This window comes from Mesorhizobium sp. P3_B5, assembly GCF_056402815.1.
In genome coordinates this window covers 218,369-235,943 of sequence record NZ_JBFUGR010000003.1, presented here as the reverse complement: position 1 = coordinate 235,943, position 17,575 = coordinate 218,369, and the positions used below count along the sequence as shown (strand labels likewise).

Below are 17,575 nucleotides of genomic sequence, written 5' to 3'. Positions count from 1 at the left end.
CTACTGCCCCAGCCGTTCGAGCAGAACCGGGACGTGCACCTGGTCGGATTTGTAGTTGCCGGTCAGCATGTACATCATGATGTTGACGCCGGCGCGCAGCGCGTAGATGCGCTGCATCGGATCCGACGGCACGGTCGGCAGCAGCGGGTCGCCATTCTCGTCGACCGCCCAGGCGCCGGCGAAATCATTGGCGGTGATCATGATCGGCGAGACGCCGTCGCCGACGCGCACCGGGCGGTTTTCGGTGTTGCTGGCTTCGAGCGACGCCTCGACCCAGAGCGGGCTGCCGCTGAAGCGCCCGGGAAATTCCGGCAGGATGAAGAAGGATTTGGTCAGCACGTGGTCGGACGGCACCGGCTCCAGTGGTGGCACGTTGAGATTGCCAAGGATGTCGCGCAGCCGCTCCGTCGCCGGGCTGGTCGAATCGGCGCCGATGCCATTGGCGAACTGGTCGCGTGTATCGAACAGAACCGTGCCGCCTTGCTGCATATAGGCGTCGATGCGGGCGATGGCCGCTTCGGTAGGCATCGGGGCGGTGGGGTCTATCGGCCAGTAGATCAGCGGGTAGAAGGACAGTTCGTCCTTGGCGATATCGACCCCGGCGGGCGCTCCCGGTTCGAGCGCGGTCTTCTCGATGAGGAAGCGGGTCAGGCCTTCGAGGCCGGCGCGGCTGATCGAATCGACACCGGGCTCACCGGTCAGCACATAGGCGATACGGGTCTTGGAAATGTCCTCGATCGCTGCGGCGTCGCCGGGCTTGGCATCGTCGGCGCGGGCGATGTCGGCATGGCCGAACAGTGCGCCGAGCGCAATCAGAAGGGCGGCCGCGGTCGCAGCCGCGCGGGCCCGGCGGGGCCGGCGCGACAACAGGCCGCCCATCCAGAACACGGCCAGAGTGTCGAGCACCATCAGCACGAGTGCCGCCGTGACCAGCGGGCCTTTCAGGTTGCGCGATTCATCGAAGGCGTACTGGATGGTGGTGACCGGCACCGTGAATTGCGGGCGCACCAGCGGCGCAAAAGTGCTGCCGGCATCGAGCAGATTGTGGGCGAAGACGCCGGCCTCGGAGCCGTAGAGGCCGGGCGGGTTCTCGAAGGTTACCGGCAGCGGGCCGGCACCGGGCACTAGCGGCCTCGCATCAGGCGTCGGCGGCACCAAAGTGCCGTCGGCCGATATCATGCGGTAGGGCGCCAGCGAGGTGGCGGCGGCTTCGGCGTTGGCGACTGCAGCACCCTGGTTGCGTGACAGCTGCACGATGCGGCGCAGCATCTCGACGAAACTGCCTGAGATCGGCAGGTTCGACCACGTCGCTTCGGGCGTGACATGGAACAGCACCAGCGTGCCCTTGCCCTTCTTCAGCCCGGTCACCAACGGCGTGCCATCGGCAAGCGTGGCCCAGGTGCGCTCGACGATATCGGGCGTCGGCTCGGCCAGTACCTGCCTTGTGACGGTGACTTCGGCGGGCGGAGCGAGGTCGGCAAAGGGGCCGTTCTTGGGAAATTCGGTGACCGGCTGCGGCGTCGTCCATGACAGCGCGCCGCCGAGCGAGCGCTCGCCGGTGCGCAGGCGGACCGGCAGCAGATCGTCGTCATTGCCGGCGGCAGCCAGCCGCGACCCGGCGAAACGCACAAGAGTGCCGCCCTTGTCGACCCAGTCTACCAGCCTTTGCCGGACCTGTTCGGGAATGGTGCCGACATCGGCCATGACGATCATTGCCGGCTTCTGGTCGAGCAGTTGCGGAATGGCGTCGGCGAGGTCAGCGCTCGACGGTTCAACCAGATCGGCGAAGGGCTGCAGCGCGCGTCTGATGTAGTAGAGCGGCGACAGCAGCGGCTGCGCCTGGTCGGCCTCGGACTGCGACAACAGCCCGACCCGGCGGCGCTTGGAGCTCTCGTCGAGGACACGCACGGCACCTGCCTGCCGCTCGCCATCGAGGGCGATAGAGGCGAAGTCGTTGCGCAGTTCGAACGGCACCGCCATCGTGCCTGTGGCGGTGGCTTCGCCTGGGGCGAAGGTCAGCGTCGCGTCGGCGATGCGGCGGCCCTTGTCATCGAAGGCGCCGGCGGTGACTTGCGCCGGGGCCGGATCGCCCGGCGCGCGGATGGCGGTCAGCGCGAAGCCGTCGACCTGGTTGTCGGCGCTGGTCAGGCCGGTCAGCGAAAGCCGGTCGGAGACGGCCCAGACGACGCGAGCGGCGTTCTTCGACAGCAACGTGTTGAAGGCGGCTTCGTCGCCTTGCGCGGCCAGTCCGTCGGCAAGGACGGCGACGCTGGCGCCGGGCAGGGCCTCCAGGGCTGCCGCGACGCGGGCGTACACGGCAGGCCGGTCGGTCGGGATCGGCCGCGGCTTGGCGGCGCGCAGCCGGTCAAGTGCCGCCGCTGCATCGAAAGGACCGATCTCGGCATTGGGTTTTTCAGCAGTGAAGGCGATGATGACGGGCACGCCGTTCGAGCCGGCATCGGCGATCAGCCGCTGGGCGGTGGCGACGCGTTTGCCCCAGTCGGCGGCACTTGCCCAGTCATTGTCGACGACCAGCGCCAGCGCTGCGCCCTCGGCCGGCAGCTTTTCGCGCGGGTTGAAGACAGGTTCGGCCAAAGCGGCGACGATGAGGGCTGCCATCAACAGCCTGAGCAGCGTCAGCCACCATGGGCTCTGCTGCGGCGTCTCCTCGCGCTTCAGAACGCGGGCGAGGATCTTCAGCGGCGGAAACACCTCGCTCTGCGGCTTGGGCGGGGTCAACCGCAAGAGCCACCAGATCACCGGCAGCGCCAGCAGGCCCCAAAGCACCATGGGCGCACCGAAGGAAAGCGGCAGCCAGCTCATGCGCTGACCTTTCCGGCACGATCGCTAGCGGTCGGCCCGGGCTGACCGCTACCGGCGGCCATGCCGGCATGACCGCTACCCGCGGTCACCCCGGCATATCCGCCATCGGCGGTCATCGCCATGTGCAGGCGCACCAGCGCCTCGGAGGCGAGGCGGTCGGTGTGATTGACGGTAAAGCTCCAGCCGAGCCGCTTGCACCAGCCGGCCAGTTCCTGGCGGCGGGCAGTGTAAAGCAGGCGGTACTCATCGCCCAGCATTTCGGCGCGGCCGGCGGTCAGCTTGTCGCCGGTCTCGGGATCGGTGAATTCGGTGCGGCCGGCATAGGGGAAGCTTTCCTCGGCCGGATCGGCGACCTCGATCAGATGCGCGCGCACGCCGTGGCGGGCGAGCACATCGAGCCAGGCCATGGTGTCTTCGACCGGGTCGAGAAAATCGCTGACGATGACGATGTCACAGAAGCGGCGGATGGCGGTCAGGTCTGGCTTGGCCGGAAGATCGCCAGCGTGGGTGAGTTGGGCCGCGATGCGCTCGGCGCCGTTGCGGGCGGTGAACGGATCGGTCAGGCCCGGCCAGGCGATGCGCTCGCCGCTGCGCGACAGAAGCTCGGCCATGGCCAGCGCCAGCACCAGCGCGCGCGATTCCTTCGAAACCGTGGCGCCGGTCGATTTGTAGAGCATGGAAGGCGAGGGGTCGGCCCACAGCCACACCGTATGGGCGGCCTCCCACTCGCGGTCACGGACATAGGTGTGGTCGTCGCGGGCCGAGCGGCGCCAGTCGATGCGCGAGGAATCGCCTTCGACATAGGGCCGGAACTGCCAGAAATTCTCGCCGATGCCGCGCTTGCGGCGGCCATGCCAGCCGGCGATCACAGTGTTGACGAGGCGGCGTGCCTCGACCAGCAGATCCGGCACCAGCGAGGCCCGCAACCGGCCACGGGCGAGCGCGTCGCGCGTCGCTGCCGGTGTCTGGACTTCGCCGATACGCGCCATCAGATGCCTTTTGCCAGTTTCGCCACCACGTCACGCACGCTCGTGCCCTCGGCGCGGGCGGCGAAGGTCAGCGCCATGCGATGCTGCAGCACCGGCTCGGCCAGCGCACGGATGTCGTCGACAGACGGCGCCAGCCGTCCGTCATAAAGCGCACGGGCGCGGGCGCAGAGCGTCAGCGCCTGGCTGGCGCGCGGGCCTGGTCCCCAGGCGACATGCTTGTCGGTTTCGGCATTGCCCTGGCCGGGGCGCGCTGAGCGCACCAGCTTGAGGATCGCCTCGACGACGCTTTCCGGCACCGGCATGCGGCGGATCAGGGTCTGGATCTCCTTCAGCCGCGCCGGCTGCAGTATGTTTTCGGCCTTGGCGTCCTCGATGCCGGTGGTTTCCAAAAGGATGCGGCGCTCCGCCTCGATTTCCGGGTAGAGGATGTCGACCTGCATCAGGAAGCGGTCGAGCTGCGCCTCGGGCAGCGGATAGGTGCCTTCCTGCTCCAGCGGGTTCTGCGTGGCCAGCACATGGAAGGGCGCCGGCAGGTCGTGGCGGGCGCCGGCAATTGTGACGTGATACTCCTGCATCGCCTGCAGCAGTGCTGACTGGGTGCGCGGCGAGGCGCGGTTGATCTCGTCGGCCATCAGCAATTGCGCAAAGATAGGCCCCGAGATGAAGCGGAAGGAGCGCTTGCCGAATTCGTCCTGTTCCATCACCTCGGAACCGAGAATGTCGGATGGCATCAGGTCGGGGGTGAACTGGATGCGGCGGGAATCGAGGCCGAGAACGATGCCCAGCGTCTCGACCAGCTTGGTCTTGGCCAAGCCCGGCACACCGACCAGCAGCGCATGGCCGCCGGCCAGCAGCGCCACCAGCGTGCGCTCGACGACGCTTTCCTGACCGAAAATGACACGGCCGACGCCGTCGCGGACCCTGGAAATATCGGCCAGCGCCTTCTCGGCCTGGGCGATCATGTCCTTTTCGCTGATCGGGCTTTCCTTGATCATCACGCTCATGTCGTATCGATCCTTGTGGTTGGAAATACCGGCTTGCACCCTCAGTGCCGCAGAATGCCGCGATTCGGCCTCGCCTGGCGCCTGCATTTGAACTTAAATCACAGACTTAGGCTGACAAGCGGAACAACAGTGACTATTTCGTGACCATGACGGAACGCTCCGAACATCGCGAACAAAGCCTTACGAGCGCCACCGAAGCGCGGGGTCTCGAGGCGCTGATCTCGCGGGCGACGCGCGCCGGCAAGGGCGCGGCGCCGGTAGAGCGCTGGAATCCCGACTTTTGCGGCGATCTCGACATGGAGATCAAACAGGACGGTACCTGGTTTTATCTGGGCACGCCGATCGGCCGCATGCCGCTGGTGCAGCTGTTTTCGACCGTGCTGCGCAAGGACGCCGATGGCAAGACCTATCTGGTGACGCCGGTGGAAAAGGTAGGCATCCGAATCGTCGATGCGCCGTTCATCGCCGTCGAGATGGATGTTTCCGGCAGCGGCGATGATCAGGTCATCACTTTCCGCACCAATGTCGGCGATGTGGTCGAGGCCGGGCCGGGCAATCCGCTGCGCTTCGTCGACGAGGACGAGACCGGCGGCTTGAAACCCTATGTGCTGGTGCGCGGGCGGCTGGAAGCGCTGGTGGCGCGGCCGGTGATGTATGAACTGGTCGCGCATGGCGAGGAGATCGACGTCGGCGGCAGAAAGATGTTTGCCGTGCGCTCGAAGGGCGAGGTCTATCCAATCATGCCGGCCGAAAAACTGCAGCGGCTGAGCGCGTGATGGATCAAATGACGCCGCCGTTTTCCGCCGAGGATTTTCGCACACGTGTCGCGGCCCAGCCGGATGCGCATGAGGGCGACGATTTTGGCGACCATCGCTTCAACCCCGGCCATCCGCGCCTGACGCAAGCCAAGCCGCTGCGCGACGCTGCGGTGCTGATTCCGGTCGTCGATCACGGGCGCGAAGCGACGGTTCTCTTGACCAAGCGGGCGGAAAAGCTGCGCAGCCATTCGGGGCAGGTGGCCTTCCCGGGTGGCACGATCGACCCGACCGATCCGAGCCCGGAGGCCGCGGCGCTGCGCGAAACCTTCGAGGAGATCGGGCTCGGGCAGGATCACATCGAGATCATCGGCCGCATGCCCGATTATGTCGCCGGCAGCGGCTATCGCATTGCGCCGGTGCTCGCAATCGTTCAGCCGGGTTTTTCCTTGACGTTGAACTCCGAGGAGGTCGATGCCGCCTTCGAAGTGCCTTTGCGTTTCCTGATGGACCCGGCCAACCACACCAGGGACAGCCGGATGTGGAACGACCTCGAATGGTTCTTCTACGATATGCCCTATGGCGATCGGCGCATCTGGGGTGTTACCGCCGGCATCATCCGCACGCTCTATGAAAGGCTCTATACGTGAGCGTATCGATCGCGGGCAAAGCCGACTGGCTCGGCGAAAAGCACCTGCAGCGCCTGCTCGCCGTGCTGACGGATGGCGGCGAGGCGGCGTGTGTCGCCGGCGGCGCGGTGCGCAATGCGCTGATCGGCCAGCCGGTTGCCGACATCGACATCGCCACCACTTGTTTGCCGCAGGAAACCATCCGCCGTGCCGAGGCGGCGGGCTTCAAGGCGGTGCCGACCGGCATCGAGCACGGCACAATCACCGTCGTCGCCGGCGGCAAACCTTATGAAATCACCACTTTGCGCGCCGACATCGAGACCGACGGGCGTCGCGCCAAGGTTTCGTTCGGCCGCGACTGGAAGGCCGACGCGGAACGGCGCGACTTCACCATCAACGCGCTTTATGCCGAAGCCGACGGAACGGTCATCGACCTGGTCGGCGGTGTCGCCGACATCGAAGCGCGCCGGCTGCGTTTCATCGGCGACCCGGAAGCGCGAATCCGCGAGGACTTTCTGCGCATCCTGCGCTTCTTCCGTTTCTTCGCCTGGTATGGCGACGGCCGACCCGACGCCGAAGGGCTGAAGGCCTGCGCCCGGCTGAAGGAGGGGCTTGGCCAACTCTCGGCCGAGCGCGTCTGGTCCGAACTGAAGAAGCTTTTGTCGGCGCCCGATCCGTCGCGCGCCCTGTTGTGGATGCGCCAGGCCGGCGTGCTGACCAGCGTTTTGCCGGAAAGTGAGAAATGGGGCATCGATGCCATTCACGGCTTGGTCAAAACCGGAAAGGATCTGGGCTGGACGCCGGATCCGCTGCTCCGGCTGGAAGCCATCGTGCCGCCTGATGTGGCGCGCGTGAAGGTGCTGGCGGAGCGGCTGAAGTTTTCCACCAGTGAAGCCGATCGGCTGCGTCACTGGGCGCTGACCGCTGCCGTCGAGCCGAAGACGTCCGAAGGCGAACTGGCGAAAAAGCTTTATCTTGGCGATCAGGAAGGCTTTGTCGACCGGCTGCGGCTTTCGCTGGCTTCAGCGCGGGCACGCGCCGTCGAGGACAATGATGCACTGCTCGAAGCCGGCGGTTTTTCGCGCCTGCTTGCCTTTGCCGCAAAATGGGAAAAGCCGCTCTTTCCGCTCAAGGGCGCCGATTTGACCAGGCTTGGCGCGTCGCCGGGACCGAAACTCGGCGCTATCCTGAAAAACCTAGAACGAGAGTGGATCGAGGCCGGTTTTGCGCCCGATCGCGGCGCGCTGCTTGAGCGCGCCGCGAAGGCACTTGAAGCCTAGAACCCTGGCCTCGTGGCCGCATTGTCCAGTCTGATGCCGCTCACTTGATCGCCAAGGGAGCCAGCGCGCGTGAAAGGCTTGCCTCGCCCTTGCCATAGACGGAGGCGCTATAGTTGACCAGCGTGTCGGTACGGGCCGTGTTGAGCAACTGGTTGGTGATCTGGGTCGGCGTTGCGTTGGTGAACTTGCTGCCCACGATCGCGGCGTAGCCGGAAATGATCGGCGCGGCGAAAGAGGTGCCGTAAAGGCCCGTCTTGTTCCCGGCGACACCCACGACGAGGAAATGGCTCTGCACAACCGGGTTGGAACCGGCAGTGTTGGAATACCAGGCCATTTTGGTCTTGGCTGACGTCGTGCCATTCCCGTCGAGCGCGCCGACGAAGATCGCTGACGCCTTTCCAACCAGAGCGAGGTCGAGATAGTCCTGCTGGCCGCCGACGACACCGCCGACCGCAACCGCGTCGTTGCCCGCTGCCTTCGAAACGACGGCTGTTCCCTTGGTGGCGTAGGAGATGATGGAGGCTTCCTCGGCGCTCCATCCGATCTGGTTCGGGCTATAGCCCGCCTTGGCGTACATGCCATAGCTCAGATTGAGCACGTTCAGGCCCGGCGCCAGCGTGACCGCCGAACTCGTGGAGAAGTCCTTCGATCTGATGGTCGCCAGGGGTGCAATCATGCTGGCTTCCAGGCGCGTCCATTCGCCATGCCGCTGGTTCTGCACTCCGGTGCCAAAATTGCCGGAGAAGCGCGATGTGCTGGAGAAGTCGTCGACGATGGTAATCGTGACGCCCTTTCCCTTGTAGCCTGCAGCCCATGCTGCACCGACATCGGGGCTCATCCAGCTTTGCACGGCCTGCGTCGTGGCGGTCGGCAGCGTTGCGCTCAGGCATATGGAAGCGTTTGATTGATCGCTGACGCAAAGCGCCCCCAGCGGATCCGGACCAAGAGTATCCTGCGCCGCCGCCATCGATGCCGGCAGGAGGGCGAGCGCTGTGGCGAGAGCGAACTTCCAACGATTGCGTGACATGTTCTTACCCCGGATCAAACAAGAGCTACGACGGCCGATCGCGAAGTTCTGGCGGCTACGTGACATGTCTCGTACGCCCCCCTCGCGATCAGAAAGTAACACGGTAATTCAGCCAGATATGCTGGCTCTCCGGTTTAGCGTTAACCAGATATTTCAAGGTTTCCTCAGGCGCCATCTCGCCGGCCGCGAGCCGACAATTGACGCTGTAGGTGCCCAAGTCGCCATAATCGGCTTCGCAGGACTTTTCTGAGAGGCTCCCGCCGAAGGTCGTTGTGAAGGACAAGGAAAGGATGCTGTTCGCGCTCGGATGAACCTGAGTGAGGAAGCCAAGCTTGAAGCTGGGCTCGATCCGATACTTCTCGCCCTGTTCCCCGGTCCCAAACCCCCACAGGATGCCGGTATCGTTCGTGATCTGGGTGAGCAGATCCACGTGCATGTCGACCCATCTTGTGCGGTACCAACGGGTGAACGATACCCAGTTTCCATTCTGCAGCTCATAGCCGCCGTCGCCCAGGTTTCTGGCGCGGTCGCTGAGCGGCGAGCCCTGGTGTATATCGACCAGCGATGTCGTAAATTCCTGGGTCGGGATTTCCTGGGCAATCGCCGGAGACGCCCCAAGGAGCGCGGACACCAGGAGCGCCGTCGTGCGGAATTTGGCTCTATTGCCGGATTTTTCGCGCATGCGCGAAACACCTCGCCCCACCGATTCCGGACCAGTGCCTGGTAGCGACGGGCTTCTCGATCAGCCCCCTGTAGCCGGATTATCCGCGCGACAGTCGCACGGGCTCGGTTACCGCAGGGTTTATTTCAGCTGCAGCGAATATGATTTTTTTCGACCGGGAACGCCGGGATGAAATTCACGGGCCGCAATGTTCCAAGGCCATTCGACGCCGGTGTGGCCGCATTTGTCAAAATCGCCCGCCAAGGCGTCAGGAATGCCAATGGCGGGCGCTATCGGTCGAGGGCTTTTCTGCTACGCACCTACGCCGCGTCACGGACTTTCTCGATGCGCGAGCGGATCGCCTCGATCATTGTCTCGCGGATGACCGTCTCGCCATGCGTCTCGCGCATGTGTTCGGCGGCGCGGCGCATGACTTCGGCTTCTTCCTCGGCGCGCGTATGCCAGTCACAGCCGGGAACCAGCGAGCCGCAGTGAAATTGCTTCATTGGAGTTTCTCCTTTCCTCCTTGGAGCGCCGCGCCCGTCGGGCAGGCAACGGACACTCCGGCATGTTTGTTCCGCGCATGATCGTTTTTCGAAAACCGTATCCGGGTTTTCGGGTCATATGCGGGGTGACAAGCATAACACGGATGCAAGATTTTGGTTGCCGCAGAATGCCGGTCAGGACCAAAAAGGCGGAGCATCGCTGCTCCGCCCTCTTACGCTACCTTGGGGCAAGACCAATAGGTCTCGTCCCGGCTGGTCCATCACTTCACGATCTTGACTGCCTCGGCAACTTTGTTCTTGCCGCTCATGTCCCAGGAAACGCGGACCTTTTCGCCGGCCTTCAGGCCAGGATCCTTGAAGGTCTTAGGCAGCGTAAAAGATGATCCATCATCGAGAACCAGGCTCATGGCCGTTGCGTCAAAGGCCTTGATCGTCACGGTGGTGTGCTTGACGGCGGCAAAGGCAACCGAGCCAGAGGCGAGAAGGGCGGCGGCTGCGGCCGACACAATGATTTTGCGCATTGCAAAGTACTCCTGGGAAAAGCGGGCATCCTTGTTGGGAGAATGATCCGCATTGTCTGGGCCGTCCGGTTGCGTCGAGTCGCGGTTTCGCGGACGAACCGCCGGCGCTTCCCGACCCGGAACGACAAATAACCCAGTTTTTTCAAATGGATATTAGACGAAAAAGAAATCTCTGGCGCCACATTCCCTGCCAGAATTCGGCGAATGGGACATCATTGCGGCTCACATCCCGCTCACCGTTTTTTTACGGCCATCTTACCTCGGGCGGCAGGCTGGATAGGATCGAGGCGACATTGCCGCCAGTCTTCAGTCCGAAGATGGTGCCGCGATCGTGAAGAAGATTGAATTCGACGTAGCGGCCGCGGCGAATGAGCTGTTCGTCACGGTCGCCGTCGGTCCAGTTTTCGTTGAAGTTGGCCCGCACCAGATGGGCGTAGACGACGAGAAAAGCGCGGCCGACGTCCTGGACGAAGTTGAAATCGGCATTCCAGCCACCGCTCTCCTCACCCGAATGCAGCCAGTCGAAAAAGATGCCGCCGGTGCCGCGCGGTTCGTTGCGGTGCGGCAGATAGAAATACTCGTCGCACCAGGCCTTGAATTTCGGGTAATCGGCAACCGCCACATTCTTCTCGCAGGCGAACTGCATGGCGCGGTGAAAGGCAATTGTGTCGGGGTCGTCCTGGACGCGGCGGCGGTCGAGCACCGGTGTCAGGTCGGCGCCACCGCCGAACCACTGGCGCGAGGTGACGACCATGCGCGTGTTCATGTGCACGGCCGGCACGTTGGGGTTCCAGGGGTGGGCGATCAGCGAAATGCCGCTCGCCCAGAAGCTCGGGTCCTCCTCGGCACCAGGCATCTGCTTCCTGAATTCCGGCGAGAACTCGCCAAAGACGGTCGAGGTGTGGACGCCAACCTTCTCGAAGACACGGCCATGCATCATCGACATGGTGCCGCCGCCGCCGCGGCCCTCGTCGCGTTCCCACGGCGTCTTTTCGAAGCGGCCAGGCGACCACGAGGCCAGCGGCCCCTGCAGGTCCTGCTCGATCTGCTCGAAGCTGGCGCAGATGCGCTCGCGCAACGTCTCGAACCAAAGCCTGGCCTTCATCTTCTTCTGTTCGATGTCGGCCGGCAGCCCCGCCGGTATTTCGGGTCTTTCCAAATCTGTCTCCGGTTTCGGGCTGACCCGACAAATGACTCGTCTTTTCCGGGCGCGATCCCTAATCTCTTGCGTGCAAGGGTCAAGTGAATAAGGGTTCTTTCGTGCGCACCCCGGCAAGACCATCGCTGGATGGGCTGAAGAAAAGGCTCGACCGCTCGCGCGCCGAGCGCGAGCGCATGCCGCGCGACGGTTTCCTGCGCGAGACCTTCGTGCTGCCACGCTCCGATGCGCGACTGAAGGCCAAGGAGTGGTTCGAGCGCTTTCCCAAGCAGGCCTACTGGACCGAGATCGAAAGCTGGTTCGAAAGACCGGGCGATGTCATCGAGTTCACCATCCGGCGGCTGCCGGCGGCGGATTAGGATTTCCTCGCCCCGCTTACGGGGAGAGGATGCCGGCAGGCAGGTGGGGGGCGGCGCAAACCTTCGGATGCTGGCGCTGCCCCTCATCCGCCTTCACTTCGTTCAGGCACCTTCTCCCCGTAAACGTGGAGAAGGAAGCGTCACCAACCTTCTCGCCCCAGTGCCTTCCTTCGCCAGCCGGTCGCCCTTGTTCCTCAGCGGGCATTTGTCGATCGACATGCAGCCGCAGCCGATGCAGTCGGTGAGCCCGTCGCGCAGCTTCTTCAACTGGTCGATCTTCTGGTCGAGACTGTCGCGCCAGGCGGTCGACAGCAGGTTCCAGTCTTCGCGCGTCGGCGTTCGGCCTTCGGGCAGTGATTCAAGGGCCGCAGCAATCTCGGCCAGCGAGATGCCGACCTCTTGCGCGACCCGGATGATCGCCACCCGCCGCAGCACATCGCGGCCGTAGCGGCGCTGGTTGCCTGAGGTGCGGTGGCTGCGGATCAGTCCGCGTGCCTCGTAAAAATGCAGTGCCGACACCGCCACACCGCTGCGCATGGCCACCTGGCCAACCGTCAATTCCGTTACCGGAGCCATTTCAGATTTTCCGCTTGACCTCAACTTAACTTGAGCTTGTAGCGATGAAACCCTGGACATGCAAACCGCAGGAGAAGGCAATGTGCGCCTGGGTGAGAATGACGGGTGAGGGCGCCATCGTCGGCGGGAACGAGGCGCCGGCGGCTGCCGATCGGCTGCAAATGCTACCGCAACTGCCGGATCGCCTCGCCCGCTACCATGGCGACGGAAAGCGCGACATTGATGCTGCGCGTGCCCGGCTGCATCGGGATGGTCAGTCGCGCGTCGGCGGCTTCGTGGACTGGATCCGGCACGCCTGCCGACTCACGGCCGAAAAGAAGAATATCACCGTTGCTGAACGCGAAGTCGGTGTAGGCGGTCGCGGCTTTGGTCGACAACAGCACCAGCCGTCGCGCGTTGGCTCCGCGCCAGTCCTCGAAGGCGTGCCAGTCGACATGCCGGGTCAGATCAGCCATTTCGAGGTAGTCCATACCGGCCCGTTTCAGCGTCCGGTCGGAGAGCGGGAAGCCGGCCGGTTCGATGATGTCGACACCGAAACAAAGGCAAGCAGCGAAGCGCAGGATTGTTCCGGTGTTGCCGGCGATATCCGGCTGGTAGAGCGCGATGCGGAGACGATCGTTCATTTCCGCGTCCTTCTAATAAGTGGCAGATCGGCCACAGGCATCGCCAGGTTTTGGAAATTCCTGGACCTGCGGATGGTCATTTTCTGCGAAATCGAATATACGCCCAGCATTGTCAACCCGAACCGATGGAGGGGAAACTCATGATGACCATGCACGTCCAGCGCCCCTCTCGTGGGCTTACCTGCCTGCCGGCGGTTTCGGTACGACAATTCTCCTGAACTTTTAGACTTAGTCGCACCGATTCCCAGCCGAAACCTTTTTCGGTCTTCGAAGGAATCCTGCGATGTTTTTCAAGCTGTCTAAGGGGCTGAACGCCCCACCTGAACACGCCTCGACCGATGTTCCCTCTGCCGCCGGCGCCATGCCCGCGGCCGGGTTTGATTCACCCTTTCATCTGCATTTTCATACGGAGGACGGACCGATGTTCGATCCCTACAAGATACCGGGTTCAAGAAGCCTGCACGAGCGCAAGATGGCGACCTGGGCGCTGCTGATCGGCGAAACCTATTCGTCGGCGGTCCACGCCGAGATCCGCCGGCGTCCGCATCGCGGCATGCTGCCGGATGTCGATTTCTCGCACGCCGTTCCCGACTACAGCCGGCCGTCGCTGGTGCGTCGGATCATCCGGCTGATCCGGCCGGGTGCGAAAATCCGCGTCGTTCACACAGCGGCGTCAGGATCGTCAAACGAGCCTGTCGGCGAAATGCGTTCGACACCCTATATTGCGCGAAACGAAGCCAGCGACTCGGGTGATTCCGAGCCGTTTGGCGTCGAAGTCGTGCGATCCCGCGCCGCGTGAGCGCACACAAGCGAGTACCAAGACGATGTTTGCCTGGTTTGAAAAAAGGCTCGACCCGTTCCCAGCCGAGGAACCGGTCGAGCCGCCCAAGACGCTGATTGCGTTCTGCGTACATTATACGCGCGGCGCCTGGCCCTATATCCTGCTCGATGCGGTGCTGGTGACGGCCATCGCGCTGGCGGAAGTGTGGATGTTCGGCTTCCTCGGCCGGATCGTCGACTGGCTGTCGGGGCAGAACCGCGAGACCTTCCTGCAGACCGAGGGCCTGAAGCTCGCCGGCATGGCTTTCGTCGTGCTGTTTGCGCTGCCGGGCACGGTGTGGTTCCACTCGCTGCTCAACCAGCAGACGCTGATGGGCAACTATCCCATGCGCATCCGCTGGCAGGTGCACCGCTACCTGCTCAAGCAGTCGATGACCTTCTATCAGGATGAGTTTGCCGGCCGCATCGCCACCAAGCTGATGCAGACGGCGCTCGCCGTGCGCGAATGCGTCATCAAGCTCATCGACGTGCTCAACTATGTCGTCGTCTATTTCCTCGGCATGCTGTTCATTGTCGGCTCGGCCGACTGGCGGCTGGCGGCACCGCTTGCCGTCTGGCTCATTGGCTACATCGGACTGTTGCGCTATTTCATTCCGCGGCTGGGCAAGGTCGGCGAAGCGCAGGCCAATGCGCGCTCGACCATGACCGGACGCGTCGTCGACAGCTACACCAACATCCAGACGGTCAAGCTGTTCAGCCATGCGCGCCGCGAGGCATCCTTTGCCAAAGAGGGCATGGCCGGCTTCCTGCAGACGGTCTACCGCTCGATGCGGCTGGTGACGGTGCTCTACGGCCTGCTCTACATCCTGAATTCGCTGCTGCTGTTTTCGGTCACCGCTATTTCGCTGTGGCTATGGCTCGGCCAGGCGGTGACGATCGGCGCCGTCGCCGTGGTCATCGGCCTTGTGCTCAGGCTCTGGGGCATGTCGCAATGGATCATGTGGGAAATGTCGGGCCTGTTCGAAAACATCGGCACGGTGCAGGACGGCATCGGCTCGATCTCTTTGCCGCGCCTTATCGACGACAGGCCGGGCGCCAAGGACATTGCCGTCACCAGGGGCGAGATCCGCTTCGACGACATCCGCTTCCATTACGGCAAGCAGAAGGGGGTCATCGAGCGGCTGTCGCTGACGGTGAAGCCGGGCGAAAAGGTCGGCATCGTTGGCCGTTCCGGCGCCGGAAAGTCGACGCTGGTCAATCTTTTGTTGCGCTTCTACGATCTGGAAAGCGGAAAGATCCTGATCGACGGCCAGGAGATCGCGTCGGTGACGCAGGATTCGCTGCGCGCCCAGATCGGCATGGTCACGCAGGACACCTCGCTGCTGCATCGTTCGGTGCGCGAGAACATCCTCTATGGCCGGCCGAACGCTTCCGAAGAGATGCTGGTCGAGGCGGCGCGGCGCGCCGAGGCGCTGGACTTCATCTCCGGGCTTTCGGACGCCAGCGGCCGCAAGGAGTTCGAGGCGCATGTCGGCGACCGCGGCGTCAAATTGTCCGGCGGCCAGCGGCAACGCATCGCCATTGCCCGCGTCATGCTGAAGGACGCGCCGATCCTCATTCTCGACGAGGCGACGTCCGCGCTCGATTCCGAGGCCGAGGCGGCCATCCAGGAGAACCTCTACAAGCTCATGCAAGGCAAGACTGTCATCGCCATTGCCCACCGGCTGTCGACCATCGCCGCGATGGACAGGCTCGTCGTCATGGACAAGGGTCGGGTCATCGAGGAAGGGTCGCACGAGGAACTGGTCGCCAGCGGCGGGCTCTATGCGCAGCTCTGGCAGCGCCAGTCGGGCGGTTTCCTGCTCGACGACGGGCCGTCCGAAGCCGCCAACGATGCGGTTGCCAAGGGGCAAGCCGCAGAATGATGGCCGCCGCATGATGACAGCCGTCTATCGCTGGTTCGAGAACTGGGTCTATCCGTTCCGGGAGCCCGCGAATCTTCGGCCACCTGCCGGCGTCGGCGGTTTCCTCTGGCATTATGTCGGCCAGGCGAAGTTCGCCTTCTTCGCCATGCTGGTCATTGGCGGCATCGCGCCGCTGGTCGAAGCCGGACTGTTCTACTTCGTCGGGCGGCTGGTCGATATTCTCGACCAACTTCCCGGCCAGCGTAGCTGGCATGCCTTGTGGACCGCCGCCGGCCCCGAACTCGTTTTCATGATCGTCGTGGTGCTGGTCGTCCGCACCATCGTCGTCGGTCTGTCGGCACTGGTCGACGAGCAGACGATCACGCCCGGCTTCTACAATCTGGTGCGCTGGCAGGCGCATCGGCATGTCTCGCGCCAGTCCTATGCCTTTTTCCAGAACGATTTCGCCGGCCGCATCTCGACCAAGGTCTGGCAGGCGGGGCAGGCGACCGGCGACCTGATGGAAAGCTTCATCGAGGTCGTCTGGTTCATGGTCGTCTATACGGTGACGACGCTGGCGCTGGTCGCCGGCCTTGACCTCAGGCTGGCGGTGCTGGTGGTGATCTGGATCACGGCCTTCGGCTTGCTGGCCAAGCTTTATCTGCCGGCGATTCGCAAGCATGCCGAGGCAACCGCCGAAGCCGGCTCGATGATCACCGGCCGCATCGTCGATTCCTATTCGAATGTGCAGACGCTGAAATTGTTTTCGGCCGACGGCGACGACCGCTACATCAGGAACGGCTTCGACATCTATCTCGATGCGCTGCGGCCGTTCACCCGCCGGCTGACCGGCGTGCGCATGGCGCTGACGACGCTGTCGGGCATCATGATCACGGCGATCGCCTGCTTTGCCGTCTATCTCTGGGTCGAAGGCTCGATCACCGTCGGCGCGGTCGCCTTCACGCTGTCGCTGGTGCTCAGGCTCAACATGCTGCTGGGACGGTTGATGATGCAGCTCAACGGCATATTGCGGAACCTCGGCGTGCTGGAAAACTCCAAGGCGCTGATCTCGCAGCCGCTCGGGCTGATCGACGCGCCGGGTGCGAAAGAGCTCGTGGTGGCCGGCGGCCGCATCGACGTGAAAAACGTCGAGTTCCACTACGGCATGGGATTCGGCGTGCTCAATGGCATCGATCTCGTCGTGCGGCCGGGCGAGAAGGTCGGGCTGGTCGGGCCGTCCGGCGCCGGCAAGACGACGTTGGTCAATCTTATCCTGCGCCTCTACGACCTCGAGAGTGGCAAGATCACCATTGACGGGCAGGATGTTTCCGCGGTGACGCAGAACTCGCTGCGCGCCAATATCGGCGTGGTCAGCCAGGATACCGCGCTGTTCCACCGTTCCTTGCGCGACAACATCAAGCTCGGCATGCCGGAGGCGACCGACGCGCAAGTGATCGCGGCGGCGAAAAAGGCCGAGGCGCACGACTTCATCCTCGGTTTGCGCGACAATCGCGACCGTGCCGGCTATGAGGCCTTTGTCGGCGAGCGCGGCGTAAAACTGTCAGGCGGCCAGCGCCAGCGCGTGGCGATTGCGCGCGTCTTCCTCAAGGATGCGCCGATCCTGGTGCTGGACGAGGCGACCTCGGCGCTCGATTCCGACATCGAGGCGGCGATCCAGGAAAACCTGACCAGGCTGATGGAGAACAAGACGGTCATCGCCATCGCGCACCGGCTGTCGACGATCGCGGCGCTCGATCGCCTGGTGGTGCTCGACGGCGGCCGCATCGTCGAGCAAGGCACGCATGACGAGTTGGTGGCGCTCGACGGGCTCTATGCCCGGCTGTGGAAGCGGCAGTCCGGCGGGTTCCTCTATCACGAGGACAGCGTGCTGGAAGAGACGCGGCCGGCGGAGTAGGGCATGGTTGGATCGGCAGATGTCGGCCCAAGGGTCGGCCCGGAAGTCGGCTATGTGCTCAAGC

17 protein-coding genes are annotated in these 17,575 nt (G+C 63.8%); 7 read left to right on the top strand and 10 right to left on the bottom strand.

The window, feature by feature from the left end:
• The 3 genes from AC1DVW_RS10890 to AC1DVW_RS10880 are packed head-to-tail and all read right to left on the bottom strand — an operon-like array spanning position 1 to position 4,816.
• The gene (locus AC1DVW_RS10890) at positions 1-2,823 is read right to left on the bottom strand and encodes a DUF4159 domain-containing protein (RefSeq protein WP_477323013.1); all 2,823 of its coding nucleotides are present in this window, start codon (positions 2,821-2,823) and stop codon (positions 1-3) included.
• Positions 2,820-3,812 carry a DUF58 domain-containing protein gene (locus AC1DVW_RS10885; protein ID WP_477323011.1) on the bottom strand — a complete coding sequence of 331 codons (993 nt, stop codon included), beginning with the start codon at positions 3,810-3,812 and terminating at the stop codon, positions 2,820-2,822. The genes AC1DVW_RS10890 and AC1DVW_RS10885 overlap by 4 nt, the downstream gene beginning before the upstream one ends.
• Complete coding sequence (locus AC1DVW_RS10880) at positions 3,812-4,816, bottom strand: AAA family ATPase (protein ID WP_477245527.1); 1,005 nt, start codon at positions 4,814-4,816, stop codon at positions 3,812-3,814. The genes AC1DVW_RS10885 and AC1DVW_RS10880 overlap by 1 nt, the downstream gene beginning before the upstream one ends.
• A gap of 146 nt (positions 4,817-4,962) precedes the next feature.
• On the opposite strand from AC1DVW_RS10880, the gene AC1DVW_RS10875 reads away from it, so the two are divergent.
• The 3 genes from AC1DVW_RS10875 to AC1DVW_RS10865 are packed head-to-tail and all read left to right on the top strand — an operon-like array spanning position 4,963 to position 7,480.
• Positions 4,963-5,592 carry a DUF1285 domain-containing protein gene (locus AC1DVW_RS10875; protein ID WP_477273394.1) on the top strand — a complete coding sequence of 210 codons (630 nt, stop codon included), beginning with the start codon at positions 4,963-4,965 and terminating at the stop codon, positions 5,590-5,592.
• The gene (locus AC1DVW_RS10870; protein ID WP_477323009.1) at positions 5,592-6,221 is read left to right on the top strand and encodes a CoA pyrophosphatase; all 630 of its coding nucleotides are present in this window, start codon (positions 5,592-5,594) and stop codon (positions 6,219-6,221) included. The genes AC1DVW_RS10875 and AC1DVW_RS10870 overlap by 1 nt, the downstream gene beginning before the upstream one ends.
• Entirely contained in the window at positions 6,218-7,480 is a 1,263-nt protein-coding gene (locus tag AC1DVW_RS10865) for a CCA tRNA nucleotidyltransferase (RefSeq protein WP_477323007.1), read from the top strand. Before AC1DVW_RS10870 ends, AC1DVW_RS10865 begins: the two co-directional genes overlap by 4 nt.
• A gap of 40 nt (positions 7,481-7,520) precedes the next feature.
• Here the strand turns inward: AC1DVW_RS10865 and AC1DVW_RS10860 are convergent, their stop codons facing one another.
• The 5 genes from AC1DVW_RS10860 to hemF all read right to left on the bottom strand — a co-directional run bounded on the left by AC1DVW_RS10860 (position 7,521) and on the right by hemF (position 11,354).
• A complete protein-coding gene (locus AC1DVW_RS10860; RefSeq protein ID WP_477245521.1) occupies positions 7,521-8,507 on the bottom strand; it encodes a S8 family serine peptidase in 987 nt (328 codons plus the stop codon).
• Between the two features lie 88 nt (positions 8,508-8,595).
• On the bottom strand, positions 8,596-9,189 hold the full coding sequence (locus AC1DVW_RS10855) for a hypothetical protein (protein ID WP_477323005.1): 594 nt from the start codon (positions 9,187-9,189) through the stop codon (positions 8,596-8,598).
• A gap of 299 nt (positions 9,190-9,488) precedes the next feature.
• Positions 9,489-9,674: a DUF1059 domain-containing protein gene (locus tag AC1DVW_RS10850; RefSeq protein WP_477245519.1), complete on the bottom strand. Its 186-nt coding sequence runs from the start codon at positions 9,672-9,674 to the stop codon at positions 9,489-9,491.
• A gap of 260 nt (positions 9,675-9,934) precedes the next feature.
• Complete coding sequence (locus AC1DVW_RS10845) at positions 9,935-10,195, bottom strand: DUF1344 domain-containing protein (RefSeq protein ID WP_477323003.1); 261 nt, start codon at positions 10,193-10,195, stop codon at positions 9,935-9,937.
• A 244-nt stretch (positions 10,196-10,439) separates the two neighbouring features.
• A complete protein-coding gene (gene hemF, locus AC1DVW_RS10840; protein ID WP_477323001.1) occupies positions 10,440-11,354 on the bottom strand; it encodes an oxygen-dependent coproporphyrinogen oxidase in 915 nt (304 codons plus the stop codon).
• 101 nt (positions 11,355-11,455) lie between these two features.
• Here hemF and AC1DVW_RS10835 point away from each other — a divergent pair, with 101 nt between their 5' ends.
• Complete coding sequence (locus AC1DVW_RS10835) at positions 11,456-11,713, top strand: hypothetical protein (protein WP_292311022.1); 258 nt, start codon at positions 11,456-11,458, stop codon at positions 11,711-11,713.
• Between the two features lie 102 nt (positions 11,714-11,815).
• Here AC1DVW_RS10835 and soxR read toward each other — a convergent pair whose 3' ends face one another.
• Both soxR and AC1DVW_RS10825 read right to left on the bottom strand, forming a co-directional pair.
• Positions 11,816-12,289: a redox-sensitive transcriptional activator SoxR gene (gene soxR, locus AC1DVW_RS10830; RefSeq protein ID WP_477322999.1), complete on the bottom strand. Its 474-nt coding sequence runs from the start codon at positions 12,287-12,289 to the stop codon at positions 11,816-11,818.
• 164 nt (positions 12,290-12,453) lie between these two features.
• Positions 12,454-12,912 carry a tRNA (cytidine(34)-2'-O)-methyltransferase gene (locus tag AC1DVW_RS10825; protein ID WP_477322997.1) on the bottom strand — a complete coding sequence of 153 codons (459 nt, stop codon included), beginning with the start codon at positions 12,910-12,912 and terminating at the stop codon, positions 12,454-12,456.
• Between the two features lie 283 nt (positions 12,913-13,195).
• Between AC1DVW_RS10825 and AC1DVW_RS10820 the strand changes: the two genes are divergently transcribed.
• The 3 genes from AC1DVW_RS10820 to AC1DVW_RS10810 are packed head-to-tail and all read left to right on the top strand — an operon-like array spanning position 13,196 to position 17,511.
• Positions 13,196-13,711 (top strand): hypothetical protein, encoded by a 516-nt coding sequence (locus tag AC1DVW_RS10820; RefSeq protein WP_477322995.1) that lies wholly within the window; start codon positions 13,196-13,198, stop codon positions 13,709-13,711.
• Positions 13,712-13,736: 25 nt separating this feature from the next.
• Entirely contained in the window at positions 13,737-15,617 is a 1,881-nt protein-coding gene (locus AC1DVW_RS10815) for an ABC transporter ATP-binding protein (protein ID WP_477322993.1), read from the top strand.
• 10 nt (positions 15,618-15,627) lie between these two features.
• Positions 15,628-17,511, top strand: a complete 1,884-nt coding sequence (locus AC1DVW_RS10810) for an ABC transporter ATP-binding protein (protein WP_477322991.1) — start codon at positions 15,628-15,630, stop codon at positions 17,509-17,511.
• The last annotated feature ends 64 nt before the right edge of the window (positions 17,512-17,575 follow it).

Coding starts and splice junctions, on each gene's coding strand:
- AC1DVW_RS10890 (WP_477323013.1), bottom strand. CDS start 2,823: ATGAGCTGGCTGCCGCTTTCCTTCGGTGCGCCCATGGTGCTTTGGGGC.
- AC1DVW_RS10885 (WP_477323011.1), bottom strand. CDS start 3,812: ATGGCGCGTATCGGCGAAGTCCAGACACCGGCAGCGACGCGCGACGCG.
- AC1DVW_RS10880 (WP_477245527.1), bottom strand. CDS start 4,816: ATGAGCGTGATGATCAAGGAAAGCCCGATCAGCGAAAAGGACATGATC.
- AC1DVW_RS10875 (WP_477273394.1), top strand. CDS start 4,963: ATGACGGAACGCTCCGAACATCGCGAACAAAGCCTTACGAGCGCCACC.
- AC1DVW_RS10870 (WP_477323009.1), top strand. CDS start 5,592: ATGGATCAAATGACGCCGCCGTTTTCCGCCGAGGATTTTCGCACACGT.
- AC1DVW_RS10860 (WP_477245521.1), bottom strand. CDS start 8,507: ATGTCACGCAATCGTTGGAAGTTCGCTCTCGCCACAGCGCTCGCCCTC.
- AC1DVW_RS10855 (WP_477323005.1), bottom strand. CDS start 9,189: ATGCGCGAAAAATCCGGCAATAGAGCCAAATTCCGCACGACGGCGCTC.
- AC1DVW_RS10850 (WP_477245519.1), bottom strand. CDS start 9,674: ATGAAGCAATTTCACTGCGGCTCGCTGGTTCCCGGCTGTGACTGGCAT.
- AC1DVW_RS10845 (WP_477323003.1), bottom strand. CDS start 10,195: ATGCGCAAAATCATTGTGTCGGCCGCAGCCGCCGCCCTTCTCGCCTCT.
- soxR (WP_477322999.1), bottom strand. CDS start 12,289: ATGGCTCCGGTAACGGAATTGACGGTTGGCCAGGTGGCCATGCGCAGC.
- AC1DVW_RS10825 (WP_477322997.1), bottom strand. CDS start 12,912: ATGAACGATCGTCTCCGCATCGCGCTCTACCAGCCGGATATCGCCGGC.
- AC1DVW_RS10820 (WP_477322995.1), top strand. CDS start 13,196: ATGTTTTTCAAGCTGTCTAAGGGGCTGAACGCCCCACCTGAACACGCC.
- AC1DVW_RS10815 (WP_477322993.1), top strand. CDS start 13,737: ATGTTTGCCTGGTTTGAAAAAAGGCTCGACCCGTTCCCAGCCGAGGAA.
- AC1DVW_RS10810 (WP_477322991.1), top strand. CDS start 15,628: ATGATGACAGCCGTCTATCGCTGGTTCGAGAACTGGGTCTATCCGTTC.